General features: G+C 60.5%; 23 protein-coding genes and 1 tRNA gene. 8 read left to right on the top strand and 16 right to left on the bottom strand.

The features are described from left to right. The first annotated feature begins 167 nt into the window (after positions 1-167). On the top strand, positions 168-1,700 hold the full coding sequence (locus RM533_RS11640; RefSeq protein WP_311341393.1) for an alanine/glycine:cation symporter family protein: 1,533 nt from the start codon (positions 168-170) through the stop codon (positions 1,698-1,700). A gap of 68 nt (positions 1,701-1,768) precedes the next feature. Here the strand turns inward: RM533_RS11640 and RM533_RS11635 are convergent. Then, positions 1,769-1,844: transfer RNA gene (locus RM533_RS11635), tRNA-Trp, on the bottom strand. Between the two features lie 118 nt (positions 1,845-1,962). Here RM533_RS11635 and aat point away from each other — a divergent pair. Beyond that, positions 1,963-2,688: a leucyl/phenylalanyl-tRNA--protein transferase gene (gene aat, locus RM533_RS11630; RefSeq protein ID WP_432265071.1), complete on the top strand. Its 726-nt coding sequence runs from the start codon at positions 1,963-1,965 to the stop codon at positions 2,686-2,688. Here aat and RM533_RS11625 read toward each other — a convergent pair. From RM533_RS11625 to RM533_RS11610, 4 genes are read right to left on the bottom strand one after another with little or no spacing between them, the layout of a single operon-like run. Beyond that, on the bottom strand, positions 2,595-3,161 hold the full coding sequence (locus RM533_RS11625) for a DUF2155 domain-containing protein (protein ID WP_311341391.1): 567 nt from the start codon (positions 3,159-3,161) through the stop codon (positions 2,595-2,597). The genes aat and RM533_RS11625 overlap by 94 nt on opposite strands. Further along, on the bottom strand, positions 3,158-3,556 hold the full coding sequence (locus RM533_RS11620; protein WP_311341390.1) for an NADH:ubiquinone oxidoreductase subunit NDUFA12: 399 nt from the start codon (positions 3,554-3,556) through the stop codon (positions 3,158-3,160). The genes RM533_RS11625 and RM533_RS11620 overlap by 4 nt, the downstream gene beginning before the upstream one ends. 43 nt (positions 3,557-3,599) lie before the next feature. After that, complete coding sequence (locus RM533_RS11615; RefSeq protein ID WP_311341389.1) at positions 3,600-4,145, bottom strand: DUF192 domain-containing protein; 546 nt, start codon at positions 4,143-4,145, stop codon at positions 3,600-3,602. Between the two features lie 2 nt (positions 4,146-4,147). Further along, positions 4,148-4,834: a regulatory protein RecX gene (locus RM533_RS11610; protein WP_311341388.1), complete on the bottom strand. Its 687-nt coding sequence runs from the start codon at positions 4,832-4,834 to the stop codon at positions 4,148-4,150. A gap of 143 nt (positions 4,835-4,977) precedes the next feature. On the opposite strand from RM533_RS11610, the gene RM533_RS11605 reads away from it, so the two are divergent. Beyond that, on the top strand, positions 4,978-6,738 hold the full coding sequence (locus RM533_RS11605; RefSeq protein WP_311341387.1) for a fatty acyl-AMP ligase: 1,761 nt from the start codon (positions 4,978-4,980) through the stop codon (positions 6,736-6,738). Positions 6,739-6,742: 4 nt separating this feature from the next. On the opposite strand, the gene RM533_RS11600 is transcribed toward RM533_RS11605, so the two are convergent. After that, on the bottom strand, positions 6,743-7,144 hold the full coding sequence (locus tag RM533_RS11600) for an MAPEG family protein (protein WP_311341386.1): 402 nt from the start codon (positions 7,142-7,144) through the stop codon (positions 6,743-6,745). 61 nt (positions 7,145-7,205) lie between these two features. Beyond that, positions 7,206-8,753 (bottom strand): DUF389 domain-containing protein, encoded by a 1,548-nt coding sequence (locus tag RM533_RS11595; protein ID WP_311341385.1) that lies wholly within the window; start codon positions 8,751-8,753, stop codon positions 7,206-7,208. Positions 8,754-8,964: 211 nt separating this feature from the next. Between RM533_RS11595 and RM533_RS11590 the strand changes: the two genes are divergently transcribed. Continuing rightward, positions 8,965-10,227, top strand: a complete 1,263-nt coding sequence (locus RM533_RS11590; protein ID WP_311341384.1) for a cation:proton antiporter — start codon at positions 8,965-8,967, stop codon at positions 10,225-10,227. A gap of 134 nt (positions 10,228-10,361) precedes the next feature. Beyond that, positions 10,362-12,191, top strand: a complete 1,830-nt coding sequence (locus RM533_RS11585) for a glycoside hydrolase family 15 protein (RefSeq protein ID WP_311341383.1) — start codon at positions 10,362-10,364, stop codon at positions 12,189-12,191. 15 nt (positions 12,192-12,206) lie between these two features. Here RM533_RS11585 and RM533_RS11580 read toward each other — a convergent pair whose 3' ends face one another. Then, complete coding sequence (locus RM533_RS11580) at positions 12,207-12,344, bottom strand: entericidin A/B family lipoprotein (RefSeq protein ID WP_432265069.1); 138 nt, start codon at positions 12,342-12,344, stop codon at positions 12,207-12,209. A gap of 171 nt (positions 12,345-12,515) precedes the next feature. Here RM533_RS11580 and RM533_RS11575 point away from each other — a divergent pair, with 171 nt between their 5' ends. From RM533_RS11575 to RM533_RS11565, 3 genes are read left to right on the top strand one after another with little or no spacing between them, the layout of a single operon-like run. Continuing rightward, the gene (locus tag RM533_RS11575; protein ID WP_311341382.1) at positions 12,516-13,721 is read left to right on the top strand and encodes a toxic anion resistance protein; all 1,206 of its coding nucleotides are present in this window, start codon (positions 12,516-12,518) and stop codon (positions 13,719-13,721) included. Next, positions 13,721-14,551 carry a hypothetical protein gene (locus RM533_RS11570; RefSeq protein WP_311341381.1) on the top strand — a complete coding sequence of 277 codons (831 nt, stop codon included), beginning with the start codon at positions 13,721-13,723 and terminating at the stop codon, positions 14,549-14,551. The genes RM533_RS11575 and RM533_RS11570 overlap by 1 nt, the downstream gene beginning before the upstream one ends. Continuing rightward, positions 14,551-14,847: a polyhydroxyalkanoic acid system family protein gene (locus RM533_RS11565; RefSeq protein WP_311341380.1), complete on the top strand. Its 297-nt coding sequence runs from the start codon at positions 14,551-14,553 to the stop codon at positions 14,845-14,847. Before RM533_RS11570 ends, RM533_RS11565 begins: the two co-directional genes overlap by 1 nt. 121 nt (positions 14,848-14,968) lie before the next feature. On the opposite strand, the gene RM533_RS11560 is transcribed toward RM533_RS11565, so the two are convergent. From RM533_RS11560 to RM533_RS11525, 8 genes are all read right to left on the bottom strand, one after another. After that, complete coding sequence (locus tag RM533_RS11560; protein ID WP_311341379.1) at positions 14,969-15,787, bottom strand: class I mannose-6-phosphate isomerase; 819 nt, start codon at positions 15,785-15,787, stop codon at positions 14,969-14,971. Further along, positions 15,787-16,818: a mannose-1-phosphate guanylyltransferase gene (locus RM533_RS11555; protein WP_311341378.1), complete on the bottom strand. Its 1,032-nt coding sequence runs from the start codon at positions 16,816-16,818 to the stop codon at positions 15,787-15,789. The genes RM533_RS11560 and RM533_RS11555 overlap by 1 nt, the downstream gene beginning before the upstream one ends. A gap of 12 nt (positions 16,819-16,830) precedes the next feature. Continuing rightward, positions 16,831-18,138, bottom strand: coding sequence for a glycoside hydrolase family 130 protein (locus RM533_RS11550; protein WP_432265068.1), 1,308 nt, complete (start codon positions 18,136-18,138; stop codon positions 16,831-16,833). Next, positions 18,110-20,500 (bottom strand): glycosyltransferase family 4 protein, encoded by a 2,391-nt coding sequence (locus RM533_RS11545; RefSeq protein ID WP_311341417.1) that lies wholly within the window; start codon positions 20,498-20,500, stop codon positions 18,110-18,112. The genes RM533_RS11550 and RM533_RS11545 overlap by 29 nt, the downstream gene beginning before the upstream one ends. Before the next feature lie 221 nt (positions 20,501-20,721). Then, positions 20,722-21,492, bottom strand: a complete 771-nt coding sequence (locus tag RM533_RS11540) for a TonB family protein (RefSeq protein WP_311341376.1) — start codon at positions 21,490-21,492, stop codon at positions 20,722-20,724. A gap of 21 nt (positions 21,493-21,513) precedes the next feature. Beyond that, the gene (locus RM533_RS11535) at positions 21,514-21,639 is read right to left on the bottom strand and encodes a DUF2474 domain-containing protein (RefSeq protein ID WP_311341375.1); all 126 of its coding nucleotides are present in this window, start codon (positions 21,637-21,639) and stop codon (positions 21,514-21,516) included. Continuing rightward, positions 21,639-22,649, bottom strand: a complete 1,011-nt coding sequence (gene cydB, locus RM533_RS11530; protein ID WP_311341374.1) for a cytochrome d ubiquinol oxidase subunit II — start codon at positions 22,647-22,649, stop codon at positions 21,639-21,641. Before cydB ends, RM533_RS11535 begins: the two co-directional genes overlap by 1 nt. After that, positions 22,646-24,184: a cytochrome ubiquinol oxidase subunit I gene (locus RM533_RS11525; RefSeq protein ID WP_311341416.1), complete on the bottom strand. Its 1,539-nt coding sequence runs from the start codon at positions 24,182-24,184 to the stop codon at positions 22,646-22,648. The genes cydB and RM533_RS11525 overlap by 4 nt, the downstream gene beginning before the upstream one ends. Positions 24,185-24,203 lie beyond the last annotated feature (19 nt).

The raw sequence follows: 24,203 nt of genomic DNA, 5'->3' as shown, positions 1-24,203 counted from the left end.
GCTGTCGAAATGTTCCATGTCGGAAAAACATGTGCCCCTTACCGCCCCCACGCACTGCTTGCAAGAGGGCCGGCCCAGCGCTCTGTTGCAACCGCCACAAGCAAGATCGCGCTGTTCAACCGGCCGCATGACCGATAATGGTGCCGCAAAAATAGGGAGGTAAATGAATGAGCGCTGCACCGCCGGCCAACGCGCTGATCGATCGGGTCACCAATATTTCCGATTTCATCTGGGGCGGAACCTGGGCCGGAGAGGAACTTATTCCGATCCCGCCGATGGTCATCGTACTGCTGGGCATCGGGCTCTACATCATGATCGGCTTGCGGTTCTATCCGGTGCGCAAGCTTGGCCCGGCCATTGTCGGCCTGTTCAAAAGCCGCAAGACCACCGGTGCAGGAGAGATCAGCCCCTTTGCCGCGCTTTCGACCGCACTGTCAGGGCAGGTCGGCACAGGCAATCTGGCCGGAGTCGCTACGGCTATTGCGCTTGGCGGGCCTGGCGCCATTTTCTGGATGTGGGTGACCGCGCTTGTCGGCATGGCCCTGGGCTTTGCCGAAGGTGCGCTGGCAATCCGCTTCCGCGAGAAAACCCCGGAGGGCACCTGGCGTGGCGGTCCGATGGTGTACATCACCCGGGGGCTTGGCCCCAAATGGACATGGCTGGCGGTGCTGTTCTGCATCGGTACGCTGTTTTCCGCGCTGGTGACCGGCAATTCCATCCAGTCGAACGAGGTCGCGAGCGGGCTCAACGAACTGTTCGGGATCGAACGCTGGCTGGGCGGCATGATCGTGGCCATTGCGGTATTCGCCGTCATTATCGGCGGGATCAAGTCGATCGGTTCCATTGCGGAAAAGATCGTGCCATTCATGGCAGCAGCCTACATCGTCATGGCCATCATCGCGATCATCCTAGATATTCAGGATATTCCGGAATCGTTTGCCCGCATCTTCAACGGAGCCTTCAACCTTCAGTCGGCCAGTGGCGGTTTTGCGGGCGCGGCAATCATCATCGCCATCCGGGCGGGCGTGGCGCGCGGGCTTTTCTCCAACGAGAGCGGGCAGGGTTCGACGCCCATCGCGCATGCCGTTGCGCAGACAGACGATCCTGAACAGCAGGGACGGATGGCCATGCTGGGCACGTTCATCGACACCATTGTCATCTGCACCATGACGGCGCTTGTCATCCTTACAGTGGAGGGTAATTTCACGCACACGCTGGCGAACGGCACGGTGGAGCAGGTCCGCCACGTATGGCAGTCGGACCTTGGCACGACGCAGCTTTCGGGCTTTGTCACCACATCCGCTGCTTTTGCAGCGGCATTCCCGCTGGCAATCGGGTCGGTTCCGCTCGGCACACTGATCGCGTCAATCGCGCTTATATTGTTCGTCTTCACCACTCTGCTCACGTGGAGCTATTACGGCGAACGTGCCATTACTTTCCTTTACGACCGCCTTCCAGGCGCGACCGCTGGTGGGGAGAAAGTCCTGCACATTATCTGGCGGGTCATCTGGTGCATCGGCATCTATGTCGGCGCAACGCAGCCTTCGCAACTTGTCTGGCGGTTGGGAGACATATCGAACGCTGCGATGGCGCTGCCCAATCTGGTGGCACTGGCGGCATTGTCGGGAGTGGTATTTGCCCTGTCCCGCGGCAAGCGTGATGCAGGCACGGATCACGAGGTGGCCATGCGCCACGACTGATCACGAGGCATTCCACACGTTCAGAACGATGGGATGCCGGTCGGGCATGCGGATCAATGGTCAAAGAATGGCAGGAGTGGAGGGACTCGAACCCACGGCCCTCGGTTTTGGAGACCGATGCTCTACCAACTGAGCTACACTCCTGCAGGTGGGCGGGCATGTATCTGCAACCCGAAAACTTTACAAGCGCCGATCGCCCCGATCGGTGACGAGCGGCAGCAAGGATGGTGACATCATCATGTGGCGTCGGCATGCTGACAGGATGATGAAGCACCTTCCTCACCCGCCGTCAGGGCTGATCGATCCACAATTGCTGATGCTCGCCTACCGTGGCGGAATATTCCCCATGGCCGATTCACGGGATGATCCGGAGATCGTCTGGGTAGAGCCGCGCCAGCGGGCCATCATCCCGCTCGATGGTATCCATGTCTCCCGTTCGCTGGCAAAAACGCTGCGGCAGGGCCGGTTTTCCGTGACCTGCAACACTGCGTTCAGCACGGTCGTCGATGCCTGTGCCGCCCCGCGCCCGGACCTTGCCGGTGAGGATGGAGAAAGCTGGATCAGCGAAAGGATCGCCGCGAGCTATTGCCTCTTGCATCGTATGGGGCTGGCGCACTCTGTCGAATGCTGGCGCGATGGCGTGCTTGCCGGCGGATTGTACGGCGTCGGCTTTGACCGGGTGTTCTGCGGCGAATCAATGTTCAGCCGGATTGCGGATGCCTCCAAGGTGGCGCTGTGCTGGCTGGTTGCGGCGATGCGGGCGTCACACCTTGAACTGCTGGACTGTCAGTTCATCACGCCGCACCTTGGGCGCATGGGCGCGCGTGTCATGGCGCAGGCCCAATACCTTGAACAGGTGCGCCAGGCCTGCCGCCCGGCAACCCCCGCCGATAATTATACCGCGTTGCCCGTGGGGTTCTCATCCGTGCTCGAACGCGCTTCTTCGCCTGGATACGACATTGCGCACTCCTTGACCCAGACGTCATAGATGGGATGTTCTACTACGTTAAGTGACGGGCTGCTCTTGAACAGCCACCCCGAAAACACCTTGGCGTAACGCGCATCAGGATCATTGCGTTGCGCAGTCTGGACCAGCACCTGCACGAACGCGCCCGTTTCCGGCTGATCCTCCCATGGGGCAGTGCGCTCGCATGCCTCAAGCCGGATGATTACATCCTCGATCCGCCGCTCCTCGCCCGGTCGCAGTTCCAGATCCTGAGTAATGCTGTTGCGCTTGTTGAGCAGGCCGATCGTTGCCACGCGCTCTGCCATGGGGGTGCCTTGGGGCAGGTCGAGCGTGGCCTCGAACGCGTCCTGATCGGCAGTGATGGTGCCGGTCGCAGGCGCATCGAGCTCAAACCGCTCCGGTTGAGGAGCCGCGACCTGCCTCTCGCAACCGGTCAGCGCCACAGCGGCACATGCTGCCACCAATGCGGTGCGGCCGGCCACTGGCATGTTCATTGATCGGGCGACCAAGCTTCGTAATCGCCTGTGGCGGGGGCCCGCACGCCGCCGCGTTCCAGCGCGCCGCTAGGCCGGTAAGCCTCTGACGTGCCTGTCCGGTTGGGCGTATAATCCACCTCCCAGATGCGCGCAGGCGGAAGCTCGCTTTCCGGGGTGCCGTCGAAATTGCCATGCAGCCAGCCGTGCCACTCAGGCGGAACACGGCTTGCATCATTGATGCCGTTGTAGATCACCCAGCGCCTTTCCCGGCCGCGTGTATCAGGCTTCGTGGCGCGATAATACACATTGCCCTGCGCGTCGGCGCCGACCCGCTGACCGTGCCTGCGGCTGTTCAGCAGAGTGCCGATAGTGGCACCGTTCCACCAGGTGAAGATCTTTGAAAGGATGCTCATTGCATCCTGCGATTAGCGGTGCCGCGCCTTGTGTGCAACAGCTTCAGCGGCCAGACACAGAATGTGCATCCCACTTGACCATGTCACCAGCACGAATGCCGAGCTGTGCCGCCTGTCCGCCTGCGATTTCAAGAACTGCAGCTACGCTCCTGCGTGAGCTGATCGGATGGAGCGAATAGGGTGTTGCGTCAGCTATGATGCTTTCGATCCTGCCATCGGGCGCAATGAAGATGATGTCGAGCGGGATGACGGTGTTCTTCATCCAGAAGCTACGCTGCTGCGGCGGATCGTTGGGGAAGAGCATGCCGTCCTTGTCCGCCAGTTCGGTACGGAACATCAGCCCCTGCGCTTGCTGCTGCGCAGTCTTGGCGTATTCGACGGCGAAAACATGCCAGATTCCATTGCTGACGATAGTGAGCGGAACGATCGGTAAACCCGATAGCTCGTGCACCGCCGCAGTGCTGGAGACGGCAGTGGCAGAGGCGGCATCGGGCGCCGAGCTTCCCGTCTGCGTTGGCGCCGTGCACGCGCCAGACAGGAACAACAGCGCCATGGCCGTGAAGTTCACAGAAGATTTAACGATCTTCATTGTCAATCATCCTCGTTCCAGCTGCGCAGGCACTCCTGGTCGCCTTCTGTAATATCCGCCTCTGCCAGATCCATCTGCTCGACCCATTGCTGTGCAGTGGCGACGTCAGATGCATTGATGATGGTGCGGGCGCTTTCAAGGTCGTGACCGGCTCGCAACATTGCGGCAAGCTGTTTTTCACGGGTTTTGCGATCTTCTGGCGGGTGCCCCTCCTTGCCAAACGGACCGAAGCGCCGTTTTCGCGCAAGCCGCAATGCAGCCGCGCGCATGCGGGACGGGGCAAATGCTGCACGATCATCCTTGGCAACACCTGCTGCATCAAGCACTGCAGCAATGCGGCGCTTCCCATACCCTTGCCGCAGAAGGCTGCTGGTTTTTGCCTTTGCAAATTGTTCGTCATCGATCCAGCCATTGGCAACGAAGCGAGCGACAAGGGCATCCAGATCGACAGGCGGCTCTTCGGCCGTCCAGCCCCGTTCGCGTATCTTGCGCAAGCAGTAATCCTGCAGTTTTCTGCCAGTGGTCGCAAACCGCGCCACGTAAGCAAGCGCCATCTCCTCCAGCCGCGCGGTCGTAAGCGGCGGCGCGGCCCTTGCGCCTTTGCGCCTGTCACTATATCGACTTTGATCCCTGTCCATCAGGATCAGGCGATGCCACATTACGGCCGCGTTGAAAATGAAGACAGGCATGAGGACACGCCTGTGCATGGCAAGCGCTGTAATCCGGTACGGCATGTAAGCCGGCATTCATGCGCTGGACGCCATAGGCCGGAAGACGAACAGCGCTGTCAGAAACACATGGCGCACAACAGGGTGGGGGCAGGGAGATTGTCATGATGCAGCATGCAGGAGCCGAAATGCTCACGCCCGCCGATCTGTGCCCCACGCCCAATGACGATGTCCTGCCCCGGCGCCTGTCTGATTTTACGACCTTTGCCGATGCGCTTGATTATGCGGCAAAGGGGCGGCGTGGACTGAACTTTCACGATGCGCGGGGCCGGCTGGTAGAGCCCTATCCGTATTCGCAATTGCGCAGCGATGCCGTTGCAATGGCGCAACGGCTGGTCGCGCACGGGGTCCGTCCCGGTGACAGGATCGCGCTCATTGCAGAGACCGGCAGTGCCTTTGCAGCGCTGTTCTGCGGCGCGATCTACGCCGGCGCCTGGCCGGTACCCCTGCCGCTGCCAACAAGCTTCGGCGGCAAGGATAGCTACATCGAGCAACTGGCTATTCAGCTTGCCAGCTGCGATCCGGTCATGCTGATGTATCCTGCCGAAATAGAGGCAATGGCGGAGGCTGCCGCGCATCAACAGGGATGCAGTGGCATCGATTGGGATGTGTTTGCAAAGACACCTGCACTCGACGTTCCGCTGCCGACCCTTCGGGCCGATGACATCTGTTATCTCCAATATTCCTCAGGTTCCACGCGGTTTCCGCATGGCGTTGCCGTCACGCACCGCGCGCTGCTCAACAATCTGGCGGGCCATTCGCACGGCATGGCGGTGACGGACGGCGACCGGTGCATCAGCTGGCTGCCATGGTACCATGACATGGGTCTGGTGGGATGCTTCTTGTCGCTGATCGCCAATCAAATGTCCGGCGACTATCTCAAGACGGAGGATTTTGCGCGGCGCCCCCTGGCGTGGCTCGACCTCATCAGCCGCAATCCAGGGACCACGCTCTCCTACTCGCCGACCTTTGGATATGACATTTGCGCCCGGCGCATTTCCAGCCAGTCGAGCGTTGCCGACAGGTTTGACCTTTCCCGCTGGCGCGTTGCCGGCAACGGTGCGGACATGATCCGTCCCGATGTCATGCAAAGCTTTGTCAATGCCTTTGCCGAGGCAGGTTTCAAGGCCAGCGCCTTTACTCCAAGCTATGGCCTTGCCGAAGCGACGCTGGCCGTCACGATCATGCCGCCGGGCGAAGGCATCTGCGTGGAACTTGTCGCAGAAGAACGGCTGTCCGGCTGCCCGCGCGACCTGTCGCGTCCCGCCCGCTACCGCGCGATCGTCAATTGTGGCAAGGCGGTTCGCGACATGGAGGTGGAGATCCGCGGGGAACATGGCCACGTTCTGCTTGATCACGCGATCGGCAAGGTATGGTGCCGCGGACCTTCTGTCATGCATTCCTATTTCCGCGACCCCGAAGCGACCGCTGCCTGCCTCGTCGATGGCTGGCTTGATACCGGTGACATGGGATATATGGCGGACGACTACCTGTTCATCGTCGGTCGGGCAAAGGACATGATCATCATCAATGGCAAGAACCACTGGCCCCAGGATATCGAATGGGCGGTCGAACAACTGCCCGGTTTTCACCAGGGGGACATTGCCGCTTTTGCACTTGAGCTGCCTGGTGGAGAAGAAACGCCGGCGGTCCTGGTCCATTGCCGCGTATCCGATCCAGATGAACGGATTCGCCTGCGCGACAGTATCCGCACCAAAGTGCGCGCGATCACCGGCATGAACTGCGTGGTGGAACTGGTCCCGCCCAAAAGCCTCCCGCGCACCAGTTCAGGAAAGCTGTCACGCGCCAAGGCAAAAAAGCTCTATCTTGACGGAGAGATTGCGCCCTACCCTGTCGCTGCATGACCCATCATGAAGACCATAGCAGCGGCCAGATGACGATCGCCAGCCCGATCATCCCGGCTGCCCACACCAACGAGCGCAATCTGGGAACGCCCGCCCAGTAAAGCGGCAGGTAGATGACCCGCGCGCCCAGCCAGATCCAACCGCCAAGCCCGGTCCAGAAACCCGCCTTGCCGCCGATCACCACACCCAGCAGAGCTATGATCGCGATCGGCAGCGTCTCCATGTAATTTGCCCGCGCACGTCCAAGCCGTCCCACCATCGGGTCGGCCGGTGGTAACGCTTCATCGCGGGCACCCATGTTCCATTCACGCCCATATTGCTTCGTCTTGTAATACCCCTCCACCATGATGTGCACCAGCAGCAGGATGGCAGCGTAGACAAGAATCCGGATCTCGACGGCAAGCATGGCAATCCTTTCTCGGCGGCCTTTTTTCAGCGGCCCTTGTTCAGCGGGGGCGGCGGTCCGCTCATTGAAACTCGTCAACCATTGCCGCGTCAGCATCCGGCGATGCCCATGTCACTTCAACAATGCTGTCCTCTGGACCCGATTGCGTCAAGGTACGCACACCAAGCGCGCTCAATCGCTCCTGTGCAAGAGCGGTCAGCGCGTCAGGGCCGGTAAGCAGGACCGGTGCATCAATGCGTCGCCCCGCCCAGGCGACCAGGCCGAGAGCGGCAAGGCCCTGCTGCGTCGGGGCGCCATCGGCAAACGTCACCTCAGGCAGAGGCCTTGCAGGCGGGTCAAGCATGATGGACCAGTCAGGAACGCGGACGGCAATACGCCGCTCAAGCGCCCGATAAGTCGCAAGGCCGGCACCCGGCAGCGGTTCCACCCGGACAGTGGCACGGCGACGCTCACGGTCGATCAGGATTTCTTCTTCGGACACACCGGCAATCAATGCCATACGTTCCGTCAGATCCCGGACCTGCTGATCGGCGCCCGCACGGCGGCGAGCCTGCGCACCGGCAATCTCCGCAGCCTCGGCCGCACTTGCGGTCGTGCCGACGAGGAATTGTTCCAGATCCAGTCTGACTGTCGTCCCCATCAGGTCTGTAAGGTAGCGGTTCGCCGTCGCCTGCGCCCCATCCTTGAGGTCCGGCGTCAGAACAGTTGCCGAAATCAGGATTGGTTCAGCCTTGAAATCGACATTTATTTCGGAGATGCGCGCCTGCTCGGGGAAAAATTTCAGAATGGCACCGTTCACAAGCCGCTGCGAATTGGCTTCCCAGGCAATCTGGCGCAGCGACAGCCCCAGCGGCACGATCAGCACGATAAAGGCTGCAACCACGATCATCCCCTGCAGGCGAGTTTCGTTCTTGCCGCCCTGCCCGACCCGGAACCCATATAACTTGGCCATGACCATTGCCGTCAGCGCAATGGTGACAAGGTTGGTGAGATACAGCACCGACGCACCTGAAAATACGGTCCAGTTCCAGGTCGCTACACCAAAGCCGACAACGGCAAGCGGCGGCATCAACGCAGTTGCAATGGCCACTCCGACAATAGCGCCTTCACGCCCGCGGATCATTGCGTAGGCGCCAGCAAGTGCGGAGAACAGCGCCACGCCAAGGTCAAAAAGGTTGGGACGGGTGCGGGCGGCGATTTCCGGCGTGACAGTCTGTAGCGGAGACAGCGCGACGATCAGCGCGCAAAACGCGATCGACAGCAGGCTGCCCAGCACCAGCGCACGCAGTGATTTGCGCAACCACAGATAGTCACCCGTTGCGAGCGCGAATCCAAGGCCGATGATCGGCCCCATCAGCGGCGAAAGCAGCATAGCGCCGATCACCACCGCAGGAGAGGAGAGCAGCAGCCCAAGCATCGCGATGCCCGCCGACATCGCCAGCATGAACAGATAGCGAGCAGACATCATCGCTTCTTCGCGACGGGCGGAAATTACTTCGGTCTGGTCGACGCTGGCAGTGACGCTGTGTTGCCACCAGAGCCGCCATGACAGCACGGCATCTTTCCAGCTGTCGCGCAATCGCACTGCGGTCCAGGGCTCATCGGCCATTGCGTTTTCCTGTTTCAACAGGCCATGCTTGCCTGCACCGTCGTGTTGCGCGCCCATATCGCGGCAGGTGATCCCCTGTCGAGCTTATCCAGTACTGGACGCGCTTGAAACAGGACCGAGCGGGGCACCGATGTAAATACAACCTCGTCCGGCACCAAAACAGGCACTGGACGTTCTGCTCCTGCCAATGGAAAATGAACCGTTTTTTGGGTTGAACCCATACCACACCACGCTTGCAACAGCAGGCGCCGTCATCATCCTTGCCTATTGGCTGCCGCGGTTCCTTTCCCGCAAGCAACCAGCAGCGTCTGCCTTGCTTATTGTGCTCGGCATGGTGAGCTTTGCGTTCGTGCCCGGCTTGCCGTCCGCGATCGATCCCCGCGATACACCAGCGCTATGGGAACTGACGAGCGAATTGGCAGTCATCATTGCCTTGTTCAGCACCGGGTTGAAGATCGATACCCTTTCGAACTGGGCACGCTGGCGGCCGACGGTGCGTATGCTGGCAGTGGCCATGCCTCTCACCATTGGTGCCGTTGCCCTGCTTGGCTGGTGGGCCGCAGGGCTGACCGTTGCCGGTGCTGTGCTGCTGGGTGCCGTGCTGGCCCCGACAGATCCGGTGCTGGCGGGCGACATCCAGGTGGGCCCACCCACCGAGGGGGGCGAGCATCCGATCCGCTTCACGCTCACAACCGAAGCCGGGCTGAACGACGGGCTGGCGTTTCCCTTTGTGTATCTTGGCCTGTTGCTGGGTTCCGTCGGCGTGGCCAGTGCGTCTGACCTCTTAACATGGGTAGCGCAGGATGTGATTTACCGCATTCTTGTGGGAACAGTGCTCGGAGCATTCATCGGCTGGGTTCTGGGACGTATAATCTTCAGCATGCCGTCGGGCAATTCGCTGGCCAAGACAGGATCAGCAGTTGTGGCAATGGCAGGCGTGCTCCTCGTCTATGGTGTTACCGAACTGGTCGAGGGGTATGGGTTCATTGCCTGCTTCGTTGCTGGTGTTGCCTTGCGCCGGGTAGAGGCCGACCATGCCTTTCACAAGCGCCTGCATGACTTCAACGAGGCCATCGAACACGCGCTTACCTCGCTGCTGCTGGTGCTGATCGGTGGCATCTTTCCCAGTCTGTGGAGCGAACAGACGCTTGGTTCAGTGCTGATCGCGGGGGCGCTTGTGTTCATCATCCGTCCGGCTGCCGGCATGCTGGCGCTGACGCGTACCGGACTTGCTGCGCGCGACCGGCTCGTTGTGGCATTCTATGGCGTACGCGGTATCGGGTCGATCTATTATCTGGGTTTCGCCGCTGTTCACCTGGAGTTCCAGAACGAAGGGGAGCTATGGGCGATCGTCGCGCTTACCATACTTCTTTCCTCGATGGTCCACGGGCTGACTGCCGGTGCCGCTGTGAAGCGGGCTGAGGAAAGGACCGATGCAGGTCCAGCTACAGGGAACCGCGCCAGCCCATCCTGATCTTCATGGCGGTCGGCCTGCCATACTGATCCCGCTGCCATGCCGATCTGGCTGCTCTGGCATCATGCTGGCAGCGTCGCGGTGACGCACATTGCCGCCTTTCCATATCGTCTGTGCGCCTTATGCAGTGGTTCATGACAACACCGAATCAGGCCGACGCGCCGCAGCCGTCTCTCCCCACTCTCGACCTGTGGCCAATCGGCAATTGCCAGGCATCCGCGCTGATCGATCGCGAGGGCAGCTTCGTGTGGGGCTGCCTGCCGCGGATAGATGGTGACCCTGCGTTCTGCTCGCTGCTTGATCATGGCCGCAGCCCCGACGATGCAATCGGCTTCTGGAAAGCCACGCTCGAAGGCGGCCGGGTCATTGCGCAGGAATATATCCGCAATACCCCGATCCTCAGGACGGAATACGCCGACGATGAAGGCAATGCGATGGAGATCATCGATTTCTGTCCCAGGCTGCGGCACAAGGGGCGCATGTATCGTCCGGTCGCCTATGTGCGCATCGTGCGGCCGATCACCGGCAGCCCGCGCCTGCGCATGGCGCTTCGTCCCGCCAGCAACTGGGGTGCGGATGCGCCGGAGCGCAGTTTCGGGTCGAGCCATGTCTCCTTTCGCCATCCGATCATGGCAATGCGGCTGACCACCGACGCGCCGGTCGGACTGGTGCAGCAGGAAACGCCGTTCCGGGTCGAAAGCCCGCTGCACTTCTTCTTTGGCCCGGACGAGAGTTTTGCCGTGTCGATCGCGGCGGGCATCGAGGAGATGCTGACGCAGACGATCAAGGAGTGGCAGCATTGGGTGCGCGGGCTGGCGATCCCTTTCGAATGGCAGGACGCCGTCGTTCGCGCCGCCATTGGACTGAAGCTTTGCCAGCACGAGGATACAGGTGCCATTGTTGCCGCGATGACGACATCCATTCCCGAACATGCGCACAGTGGCCGCAATTGGGATTACCGCTACTGCTGGATCAGGGACGCCTATTTTACCGTGCAGGCGCTGAACCGGATCGGCGCGCTCGATGTCCTGGAAAGCTATCTGGGCTATCTGCGCAACATCGTCGACAATGCGCATGGCGGCAAGATCCAGCCGCTTTACGATGTGCGTGGCAACGCCGAACTCCTCGAATGGGAGGCGCCGCACCTTGCCGGCTACCGCGCCATGGGGCCGGTGCGCGTAGGCAATGATGCCTGGCGGCAGGTGCAGCATGATGTTTACGGCCAGATCGTGCTGTCGTCGGCGCAGGGCTTTGCCGACCGACGATTGCTGCGCCTTTCAGGAAGGGAGGACTTCTGTTCGCTCGAAAAAGTTGGCGAATATGCGCTCCGGGTCTGGAATACCCCCGACGCCGGCTTGTGGGAATTGCGCAATTCAGTGCATGTGCACACCTATTCCGCCGCCATGTGCTGGGCAGCAGCTGACCGGCTCGCGCACGCAGCGCAGATCCTGAACCTGCCGGAACGGGAGGAATACTGGAAACAGCATGCCGCCGCCATGCACGAGCAGATCATCGCGCACAGCTGGCGCGAGGACAGCCAGGCATTTTCCGCCACCTTTGACGGCGACACGCGTGACGCCAGCGTGCTGCAATTGCTGGACCTGCGGTTCATTTCCAAGGACGATCCGCGCTTTCATTCCACGCTTGCCGCGCTTGAAGATGCCCTGCGCCGTGGCGATTACATGCTGCGCTACGACAGCGAGGATGATTTCGGCGTGCCGCACAGCGCGTTCAATGTCTGCACTTTCTGGCTGATCGAGAGCCTTTACCGCACCGGGCGGGCGGACGAGGCGCGGGTGCTGTTCGAAATCATGCTCGACCGGCGCACCGGTGCCGGCATGTTGAGCGAGGATATCGACCCGCGCACACTCGAGCTATGGGGCAATTACCCGCAGACCTATTCGCTGGTCGGGATCATCAATTGCGCTGTCATGCTGACGAAAAGCTGGAACGAATATCGCTGAGGACGTCAGTTGCGGTCAGTTTATCGCTTCTTCGCCAGCGTTCCCGATTGATTGCAGATCCTGACCGAGCCCGCGCACCGTGTTACAGCCGGTCAGCACGAAAACTGCTGTCATCATCAGGGTCAATGCGCCTGCCTGTTTTATCCGTCGCATGGGTGGTGCTGTATCCTCTGGTCAGGTTATGCCCTGTCTTGTGCCGGCAACATCATGCAATTGCAGGCGCCGTCAAGAGACAAGGTGGCTTCGCCGCTTGAACCCCGGCGCTGCGACCGCTAATTCGGACAGCAGAAATAACGGGCGCACACTCCGCCAGACAGGAAATTCATGGCCGAAACCCAAACCGCTACTGCCCAGGCAATCGAGCTGAAACTCGACGCGCCGGAACCTGTGCCCCATGTGAAGCCTGAAAGGGCGTCGGGGCTGGTTCCTGTAACTGACGAAAAGAAAGCCCGGCTCGATGAGAAGGTCGAGGATTTCGTTGCCGATCTCATTGCGCATGATGCCAATTCGCCGGAATTTGGCAAGAAGATCGACCAGCTTACCAATATGGGCCGCAAGGAAATTGCCGCTGCCGCAAACCAGTCCAACCGCTTTCTCGACCGCCCCGTTCGCGCCATGGACAAGGACAATGGCGTAGGCGCCGACCTTGCCGAACTGCGCCGCACGGTGGAGGATCTTGACCCCGGCCGCAAAGGCAAACTGTCCGCGCCGCGCAAGATCCTTGGCATCATCCCGTTCGGCAACAAGCTGAAACGCTATTTTGACAGCTACGGTTCGGCGCAAGGGCACATCCAGGCGATCCTTGCCCGGCTAGCGTCGGGCAAGGACGAATTGCTGATGGACAACGCCAGCATCGATGTGGAGCGCCAGAAGCTTTGGGGAGCGATGGGCGATCTTGAACAGATGATCCACCTGTCGCGCACCATGGACTCCACGCTGGAAGAAGCCGCCAGCGATCTCGATATTTCCGAGCCTGCCAAGGCAAAAGCGCTTCGTGAAACAGCCTTGTTCTACACGCGGCAACGCACGCAGGACCTGCTGACGCAGATGGCGGTTTCGGTGCAGGGTTATCTGGCGCTCGACCTGGTGAAGAAGAACAATGTCGAACTCGTAAAGGGTGTCGATCGTGCCAGCACGACCACCGTGGCGGCGTTGCGCACCGCAGTGACGGTTGCGCAGGCGATGACGAACCAGCGGCTGGTGCTGGGCCAGATCACTGCATTGAACGAAACAACCGCCGGCATCATCGATTCCACCGGCACTCTGCTGCGTGAACAGACCGGCCGCATTCACGAACAGGCTGCGTCGAGCACGATCCCGCTTGAGACGCTGCAACGCGCGTTCCAGAACATCTACGAGACGATGGACAACATCGATGCCTTCAAGCTGAAGGCGCTGGATGCGATGAAACAGACGGTGGACACGCTGTCCGACGAGGTCGAGAAGTCACGTGGCTACATCGCCCGCGCCGAAGGTGCCTCGCAGGCGCGAATCGAGGGCAACAGCTCTGCACTGAGCATCGAGGGCTGATGGCCGACAGCACACGCGACAGCGACCGGATCATGGCGGCAGCGCGCCGCTCGCTTGTCGATCAGCGCAAAGGGGGCAGACGCTCGATCGGGCAGGGTTCGGCACAATTGCGCGCAACGCATCGCAAGGCAAAGCTGACCCGCATGCTGATGGCGGTGTTCGCGATCGTCATTGCCGCCATGGGGGTCGGCCTGTTTGTCGGTGCGTTGGGTTTTGAAGGCCTGTTCGTGACAATCCTTGCCATCATCGTCGCTATATTCGTGCTGTCGAAATTTCCACGTCTGACTGCGCCAACGCGTGACACGCTTGATCGCGGCAATCTGCAGCAGAATGTCGCACGCACTGAACTGTGGCTGGAAGCACAGCGTCCCATGCTTCCGGCGCCTGCTATCCGGATAATCGACCAGATCGGCTTGCAGCTTGATGGGTTGAGCGAACAGTTGCAGCATGTGCCAGCCAACACTCCTTCTGCGGCCGATATCCGCCGGCTGGTCACTGAACATCTGCCGCAGGTCGTCTCCAGCTATTCTGCCATTCCGCAGCAGTTACGCAGCGAGGAGCATGGCGGCGCAACTCCTCACCGTCAGCTCGAGGATGGTCTGACCCGGATCAGCTCGGAAATCGACCGGGTCACGCGCCAGCTTGCCGAAGGCGCACTGGACGATCTGGCAGTGCGCACCCGCTTTCTGGATTATCGTTATGGCGACGAACTTACACCACCAGGTGAAGAGACAGACGTTGCGGACACCGGCGCAAGAGGCCTGCTCTTGACGCAGCCCAAAGCAGGGGGCACCGACGCGACGCAGATCGACCAAAGGAAGCCCGACTAATGCGTGTTGCCGTATCCCATTCGCTTACCCGCGCAGAGGTGCGCCGCCGTCTGGACGCCAAGCAGGACAGCCTGGCCTCTTTTGTCCCGGGCGGCATGGCCGACATCGAGACGCGTTGGCAAAGCGAGGATCGGATGCTGATGATCATCCGTGCCATGGGGCAGCAACTTACGGGCCATGTCGACATTGAGGATAATCAGGTGGTCTTCGACATCGAACTGCCGCCTGCCCTCTCCTTTGTCGAGCCGATGATCAAAGGCTCTCTCGAGGAGAAGGGACGCAAACTGCTCGCCTGATCGTTTGACGGCAACGAGTCTGATGACAAGCAGCTTCGACCTTCGTCGAACATCAGCGACAGTGTAACTTCAGCAACCGTGTCATGTCAGAAACCGTGTCACGTCAGGAACTGAGACATTGTCAGGAACAGGGGCGAGCAATCAGGCACAACCCGTCTTGGGCAAATTGGACGGCTTCGATGGTCGGCGCCATGCCACACGCGCCGGGCTCCACCTCGGTCTCTCCGACAATTACGCTCCGGTCCAATGGGATCACCAGCAGCGGCCGCTTGTAATCCTGACGCACGGCATCATCAGGTGATCCGTCCAGGCGATCGAGCAGAAAATAAGGCCCGCTGACCAGCCGCTGCGCTCCGCGTTCAGGCAGGTGCCGACGCAAGGTGCTGTCGTGCGGCTCACCTCTGGCAACGTCAATTCCCCGGTCAAGGTGCAGTTCGCGCGGCCGGCCATAGTCAAACAGTCGATATGTGATGTCGCTGTTCTGCTGAACTTCGATCAGGCTGACACCAGCCCCTATCGAATGCACGGTATTTGCCGGAATATAGAAGAAATCGCCGCGCGCCACCGGGTGCCACACCAACAATTCCTCAATGGAACCATCGAGCGCGGCACGACGCATTGCGTCCGCCTCGATCCTTTCGGCAAACCCTACGCCCAAGGTAGCGCCCGGCTGCGCGTCGATCACGTACCAGCATTCATCCTTGCCACGCGACCCGGCACCCGAAGCACGAGCCTGGCTGCCGTTCGGATGCACCTGGATCGACAGCTTTTCATCGGTGAAGAGATACTTTACCAGCAAGGCGTCAAAGAGCGGATCGGGTTCGAACCAGATTTCCCCAATTCGTTCGTCGCCGCTGTTGCTAAACGGCGTGGGCAGATCAAATCGGCCCCACGGTTTCTTTACGCGGCTGGTCTTGAGCAATGAAGGTGTAATGCCCATCAGCGTTCCACTCCGCGAAGATGGCCAACCTTTTGCGCGCCAAGTGCCGTGGTCACCAAGATGTCATTTCCATCCACAACAACAATCACGTCGTCAAGCCCGATCACCGACACAGAAGGTCCGTCGGTGTCCACCATGACATTGCGGCAATCGACCAGTTCCACCTTGCCGCGCTGCACATTGCCATCGCCGTCCGCGGTCCTGACTGCGCGCAACGCATGCCAGTTTCCGATGTCAGACCAGCCCATCGTGGCCGGCACCATGGCTGCTGCGCGTGTGTTTTCCATGACTGCATGATCAACCGATTCGCCTTGTACATCGGCAAAGCTGTTCGCGTCGGGGAAGAACCGCTGCCCGTCAGTCTGGCCGCTCCTGATCGCTTCTTCGACCGCGATTGCCATTTCGGGCCGATGGCTGACCAGCTCATCAACAAAGGTGCCGGCGCGGAAGGCAAAAATTCCGCCGTTCCAGCTATATTGACCCGTCGCCAGCAATTCCCGTGCAGTGCCAACATCGGGTTTTTCGATGAAACGCTCGACCTGGTAACCCAGATCACCGATCGGCTTGCCCTGCCGCAGATAACCAAAGCCGGTCTCTGGATGTGTGGCGGCAATACCGAAGGTCACCAGCCACCCCTGTGCAGCCAGTTCTGCCGCCTTGCGTGCCGCCGCGATGAAGGCCTGGGTGTCCTCGATGTGGTGATCGCTGGGGCAGACGAGCATGACAGCGTCGGCTGGCAGCGAAAAGGCCGCAAGCGCGATTGCAGGGCCGGTGTTGCGGGCAGTGGGTTCAACGATGATCCGCACTTCGGTGCCGCATGACTGCTGTTCGACAAGATCGAGTTGGGCCTCGTTCGTGACAACCACTGGCGTGGTGAACAGATCAGGATCGCTGCACCGCTCGAGTGTCTTGCAGAACAAGGGCGTGTCATCCACGAGCGGAATGAAAGGCTTTGGCCGCGCCGTGCGCGACCGTGGCCACAGCCGAGTGCCGCTTCCGCCGCAAAGCACCACCGGAACCATTGTCGTCATATCGTCATCTCATCATTTCGCGACAGGTCCGGACCAGTCGAGTGATTGCAGCAGCTCATCAATCGTTACGGTCGCAAAGCCGACCGCGCTGTCGGATATGCCGTAAGGAAGCAGAACCCGCTCACATACGACGAGCGCTCCGCAACTGTATACCACATTGGGAACATAGCCGGACCGATCTGCATCCTCTGCCCACAATATCGGGGTTCGGCTGCGTGCCAAAACCCGCGAAGGATCATCGCGATCCAACAACGCGCAACCGAGCGAATATTTCCGCATCGCGCCTACGCCATGAGTGAAAAGCAACCAGCCATGCTCGGTCAGGATCGGGCTGCCGCAATTGCCGATCTGGATGAGCTCCCACGGAAACTGCGGCTCCATCAACAAGACACCTTCATCATCCCAACGGTCAATCCGGTCGGAAAACATCAGGAACAGGTTTTTGCCGTCCTGGCGACCGATCATGGCATAGCGGCCGCTGATCTTCTGCGGAAACAGCGCCATTCCCTTGTTGCGCCCGGCCTGTCCCTCGATCGGTTCGAGCGTGAAGCTGCGAAAATCGCAGGTGCGCAAAAGCTCTGAGCGGATGCCCTTGCCGTTATAAGCAGTATAGGTGCCAATCCATTCATAATCCTGATTGCCGTGGTCGAAGCGGGTCAGGCGCAGATCCTCCAGGCCCCCTGCCTGCTGCTCGGTAACAGGGAAGATGACGGTGTTGGAAAGGTTGGTATCTTTCTGGCGGTGCACGGTAACCGCTCCTTCGCCAGCATTGTGCGCGTCCCTGCCGTCGAGTGCGGTGGCAAAGCTTGCCTGCGGCCACAGCTTGAACGACCCGTCACAATCAAGGATACCTTCGCGAAAGGCGATTGAACTGATGTGCCCCTCTCCAACGGTCCGCAAGCTCAATACAAAGCGACAGCAATCAGGCTCCAGCCCCGATTGGTCGGGATGGGGCACAATCGACGGGTTCATGATGGCCGCAGCGGCATAGCTGTATTCATGGCAGAAGAAGGCACCGATCAGCTTCTTGCGCTTGGCGCTGAAACGGGCCGGATCCAGCGCCAGCGCCTGCTCCACCTCGTCATAGCGCTTCACGAACATGTTTTCAGTCTGCCAATGGCGTTCCGAAAAATCCTTGAGGACTCGCTTGTATTCCCGATCGACACAATTCGGAGAGAGCGCGGCGATATCGTCCACCAGTTGCATGGCCCGGCTGCCTCCGGCACCGCTGGCCTGCCAGCCAAGATGAAACGGCCTCAGGACAACGCGCGAAGGATCGGCATCAAGCCGTTCATCGCAAATCTTCAGCGGCGACTTCACGCTTTTGGTGCCGTGCAAGAACATCTCCCCTCTTTCGGTCTGCCTGCGTTCTGTCAGGCTGTTTGTCGCCGGGTTGCAATCTTGCAAGGCCCGCAATCGCGTAGTGAGACAGCTGGAATGCCAGTATTGATTCCGCTCCGCAATTGCGGTTCGGTCCGCGTGCGGTAATACCATCCCTGCAGCGCCCATCGGTCAGATCGGCGAGAACCGCGCCACGGTCGTTTTGCCCGAAAAACCAGAGATACGCCATGCGCGCATGATCAAACCAGAACGGATCAGGTTCTGCAAGATATGCACTTGCCGCGGCTTCGATCGTCGCCTGCGCCTCGAGCGGCTGCTGATCGAAGGGCAGAAAATCATGCAGCCGCCCATGTGTATCGGAACCAACTGGCCTGAAAAAGCCTTTTGCCGATACCTGCTGCGCGTTGATCCAGCGCAGGCTCGACAAGCCCGCCTGCAGCCATTCCTCGTTGCCGCAGATCCGCCCGGCCTCGATCAGGGCCTGCGAAAGACGCGGATTATCGTACCCCAGCACCGCTTCGAACCACGCCCAGTCAGGCCGGCGCGCTGCTGCCAGCAGACGGCATAACAACGCTCCGCCACGCTCCAGCAAGGCACGCGCCGGGGCGTTGTCGCTCTCGTGCTCCAGCCTGCCGACCGCCCCCAACATGGCAAAGGCGACGGCGCGTGGTGATTGCAGTTCCTCGATCATGGGCACAGCTTCGTCAAACAGCGTCTTGGCCCACCAGACCAGTTCGCCATTACGAGCCTGCGCGGCGGTCTGACCCAGCACCCACAAGGCCCGTCCATTGCTGTCATCTGAGCCGACAGCTTCACACCACTGGCGGTCAAAGCCGAGAAAATTGCGAAATCTTGCAAGCTGCGGATCCCATGCATGCTGCACGAAAGCAGCAAACCGGTGTGCCCATTGAATTGCTTCAGCATCGCTCATGGCATCGGCAACATTGACAAGCATCAGCGCGCGGGCGTTATCGTCAAGACAATAGCCGCGCAGCCGGTCCGGAACAGTGCCGACGGCGTGCTGATACATTCCGCAATCGTCGCACATTGCCATAAATCCGGCGAGCCCCGGCGTCGCCAGCAGCGGCTGCACCATGCGTGGGGCGTTGGTGACAGCTCCCTCGATCAAGGTTGCGACCGCATCGGCAAAGCAGGGCCAGATCGTCTGGCGTCCGCGGGCATAGGCGCGCCGTTGCACCGCTTCGAGGCGTTGCGGACTGTCGAGAAGATCAATCACGCTGGTGGCGATTGCATCGGCATTGTCAGGATCAATCAGCACGCCGACACCATCGGCCAGCAATTCCCTGGCATGCAGGTAAGGCGTCGATACGACAGCCTTGCCAAGCGCGACCGCGTAGCTGAGCGTGCCCGAAGTCGACTGCTGCATACCGGGATAAGGCGTTATGTAGATGTCGCAGGCCTCGAGCTGGTCCAGCAGTTCGTCAGTGTCGACAAAGCGGTTGTCCCACACCAGATGATCCGCCACGCCGAGTTCCTGCGCCAATTTCTCCAGCGACATGCGGTAGCCTTCGCCATCACGCGCGATGAGACGGGGGTGCGTGGCACCGACGATGCGATAGATGACATCGGGATGACGGCTCACGATGCGCGGCAAAGCCCTGATCGCCTGCTCCAGCCCTTTGCCGGGGCCAAGCAAGCCAAAGGTGGTGAGCACCCGCCGGTCTGCAAGGCCAAGCTTTTCCTTGAAGACCGACTGCCGCCCAAAGGGCCGGTCAGGCGCGCCGTGCTCGATGATGGTTACGCGATCTTCTCCCACACCATAAAGCGATTTGAGCAGATTGGCGCCATGGCGCGACATGACCATCACGCGCGAAGCACGATCGAGCAAATGCGCAAGGATCATGCTTTGCCGCTCTGAAGGTTCGGCTAGCACTGTGTGCAGAGTAAGAATGACAGGCGCTGCGACGCGATCGACCAGATCGAGAACTGCATCGCCACACTCTCCGCCGAAAATGCCGTATTCGTGCTGAATCCAGACAGCATCGGCGCCGCTTTCATTGATCTGCCGTGCCGCACGCCGATAATCGTCAGGACGTTGTTCGCCAATCGTGCCGGCAATCACATCGCCATGATGCGCGACCGGATCCTCGTCGGTTTCATCGACCATCGCATAGACACAGATCCGCACCTCCGGGTGGAACTCCTGCATCTTTTCGACAACGTCACTGGCAAAGGTGGCGATGCCGCAACGCCGCGGCGGGTAAGTGCCGACCATCGCGATCTGCCGGACAGACTTCTGCGTCGCGGACGCAACTCTGCGGTTAGGCATGTTGTTGTCGCAGAACATTGCCACCACGCCCGACGTGCTGCCTTGAACCATACCCACCACCTTTAAAAAGAAGTTAAACCTTCAATCCATACGGTAGCCAAATGGTTCCTCGCAGGTGCGGCACGAACAGCGCAGCTCGCCGTGCATTGCAAACCGATTATCGATTCCGGTTCATTATGTTACGCCAAACTTATCAGGGCTTAATCGTGCTCGCATGCGCAGCATTGCAGATGCCTTGTCATCTGAGGCTCATGACATCTGAAATTGCCCGATCACTGCCACCATTGCTGCTTCCATCCGACAATCTGCGCCACGGGTCGGCCCTCCCGATCAGTAGCAGGACGGTAGCGAAACCTTTTCTGCACCAGCGTGCAAGTGATGCGGTCCACCTGCGCAATGCCGCTCGACCGGATGACCCGACAATTGGAAGCACGCCCATCGGTGCCCACAGTGAAATGCACGATGATGAAAGCACCGTCGCGTTGCGAAGCGCTGGATCGGGGGAAATCCTGCGCCCTGATTTCTCCGGCAATCTTCTGCGCAGAATTGGCAGGAGTGCCCCTGCCTGCTCCACCGGCTCCTGCACCCCCGCTGCCTATTCCGATACCTTCGCCTGCACCGCCCCGTCCGGTCCCATCTTCGGCGGAACCGGCGCGGTTTTCCGTGCCCTCTGCGCGCACGGGCGGTACCGGATTTTTCGGCACCGGCGCAAGGCGTGGGACCGGCGCGGCGATATCCCGCGGCTGTGCCACAGGTGCCGGCGGGGCAGCAGCTGTTGGTTCCACACTGGGCTCTGGCGGCAGTTCATCGGGCGGCAGTTCATCGGGCGGGGGGGGCTGAGGCGGTTTGGGGGCAGGCTGGTCCAGAGAGACCGAGAACGACTGTAGCGCCTCACCCGCACCGGGGATCGTGACCACGTCGAACGCGCTCAGCAAAGCGGCAATTGCCGCGACGTGCAACAGGAGGACCACCGCTGCGACACCCAGTCGCGTGCGCAAACGATCCCGCTGTGGCGCAGCGGCACTGCTGGAACGATCCTGCAAATTCCTGCCCAATCCTGCCTTTTACGGCGCCAGCCAATATCTGAGCACCAGCCCCACCATCCCCAGCACGGCAACACTTGCCGCCCAGATCAGCGCCAGCCAGCCGAGCCGGCGCCACAGCGGTGCCCGGTCTGCATCATTTGTCATCAATGGTATCCTTCATGCCCCACCTTGCCGCGAAACACCCAATAGGCCCAGCCAGTATAGATGATGATGAGCGGCATCGTAATCGCCGTGCCGATCAGCATGAACACCTGGCTGCGTTCCGGTGCCGCCGCTTCCCAGATGGTGATCTCGCCACCCGGCACGACATAGGGCCAGATCGACACGCCCAGCCCGATCATGCCGAGCAGAAAAAGGATCTGTGCCAGCCAGAACGGCGCATAATCCTGGCGCCTGGCAAGCCCCCTGAACAGAAGAAACGCCACAATTGCAGTGAGGAGCGGTATCTGGCTTGCGATAAGGATGTTCGGCATTTCAAACCAGCGCTGCCAATAGGCTTCCTTGAGAAACGGTGTGTAGAGGCTCACTGCGGCCATCAGCGCAAGCGTGACGATGGCTGCGCGCTTCGCCAGCCGATAGGCATGGTCCTGACCGTTGCCTTCGGTTTTCCAGACGAGCCAGCACGCGCCCAGCAGCGCATAGCCCGCAACGACGCCCAGCCCGGTGAGCAGGGTATATGGCGTGAACCAGTCGAACCAGCTTCCGGCGTAGGCGCGATCTGCCACCTCGATCCCCTGCAACAGCGCCCCAAGAGTCATTCCCTGCGCCATTGCTGCCACCAGCGATCCTGCAAAAAACGCAAAGTCCCAGAAACGCTGGTGACGCGCATCGCGCCAGCGAAACTCGAACGCGACGCCGCGGAACACCAGCCCCAGCAGCATGGCGATGATCAGCGGGTAGGTCGCCGGCAGGATGATGGCATAGGCCAGCGGAAAAGCTGCAAGCAACCCGCCGCCGCCCAGCACCAGCCAGGTTTCATTGCCGTCCCAGACAGGCGCGACGGTATTCATCGCCTGATCCCGCTCCACGCCGGCGGAGAAGGATGGGAACAGGATGCCGATACCCAGATCGAAGCCATCCATGACCACATAGGCGAACACCGCAAAGGCAATTATGAGCGCCCAGATGACGGTCAGATCGAAATTGATGTTCATTGCCCATCTCCTTCGCGCCTGTCTGGCTGGCCCCTATCGCCCCACAGATCGACCGGCTTGCTGCCGGTGGTGCCTTCCTGACGGTCCGCGGCCTTGTTGCGATCCGCCAGCGTGCCGTCACCGCCGCTGCCGGTAGGGTCCTGCGTAGGACCGGGGGTAAAGCCGGCGGTGCGGATCGGACCGGTGTCGCCCCGCTTCACGCCCTTCTCGCCCGTGTGCGGCGTGCTCCGCATCAGGTGCAGAATGTACCAGGTGCCAATGCCGAAGACGAAGAAATAGACGATGACAAAGGCGAGCAGCGATGTCGCAACCGCAGGCGCGGCCAGCGGGCTGGCAGCGTCCGCAGTGCGCAGCACGTTGTAGATGACGTATGGTTGCCGTCCCACCTCCGTCGTGATCCACCCAGCAATGACCGCCACAAAACCGGCCGGCGCCATGAACACGGCGGCGCGGTGCAGCAGCTTCCAGTCGTAGAGCCGCTTGCGATAGCGAGCGAGCAGGCTCCACAGGCCGATGCCCAACATGGCAAAACCGATCGCGACCATGATGCGGAACGACCAGAAGACGATTGCGACAGGCGGCTGTTCATCATCGGGAATAGTGTCGAGCCCGGCCATCGGCGCGTTCAGATCATGCTTCAGGATGAGCGAAGATGCCTTGGGAATGCCCACCGCATAATCCAGCCGCTGCTCCCGATCATCGGGAATGCCGAACAGATAGAGCGGCGCACCGTCAGGATGGCTTTCATAATGCCCCTCCATCGCCATGACCTTTTGTGGCTGATGTTCAAGCGTATTGAGCCCGTGCATGTCGCCGGCGAAAATCTGGATTGGTGCCACCAGCGCTGCCATCCACATCGCCATGGAAAACATCTTGCGCGCATGGGCGCTGGTGCGGTCCTTCAGAAGGTGCCAGGCGCCCACCCCGCCCACGACAAAAGCCGTGGTCAGATAGGCCGCGATGACCGTGTGCACCAGCCGGTAGGGAAAGCTTGGATTGAAGACGATGTCCCACCAGCTTGGCCCCGGCAGGAACTGGCCATTGGCGCCCATCTCGAAGCCGACCGGCGTCTGCATCCAGCTGTTCACCGACAGGATCCAGAAGGCTGAAATAAAGGTGCCGAACGCCACCATGCAGGTGGCGGCGAAATGCAGCTTCTTGCCGACCTTCTCCATACCGAACAGCATGACGCCCAGAAACCCTGCCTCCAGGAAGAAAGCGGTCAGGACTTCATAAGCCATCAAAGGGCCGATCACCGGGCCTGCACGGTCGGAAAATACTGACCAGTTGGTGCCGAACTGGTAGGACATGACAATGCCCGACACCACGCCCATGGCAAAGGCGATGGCAAATATCTTCAGCCAGTATTTGAACAGGTCGAGGTAAAGCTGCTTGCCCGTTTTCAGCCACAGCCCTTCCAGGACGGCAAGATAGCTTGCCAGCCCGATGGAAAAGGCGGGGAAAATGAAATGAAAGCTGATGGTAAAGGCAAATTGAATGCGGGCGAGGATCAGGGCGTCGGCATTTTCAAACATGATCTGCTTTTTCCTCGCC

Origin of the sequence: Croceicoccus esteveae, from assembly GCF_031846435.1 — a bacterium.
Classification (GTDB): Bacteria; Pseudomonadota; Alphaproteobacteria; order Sphingomonadales; family Sphingomonadaceae; genus Croceicoccus; species Croceicoccus esteveae.
This window is presented reverse-complemented; position numbering and strand designations above follow the sequence as displayed.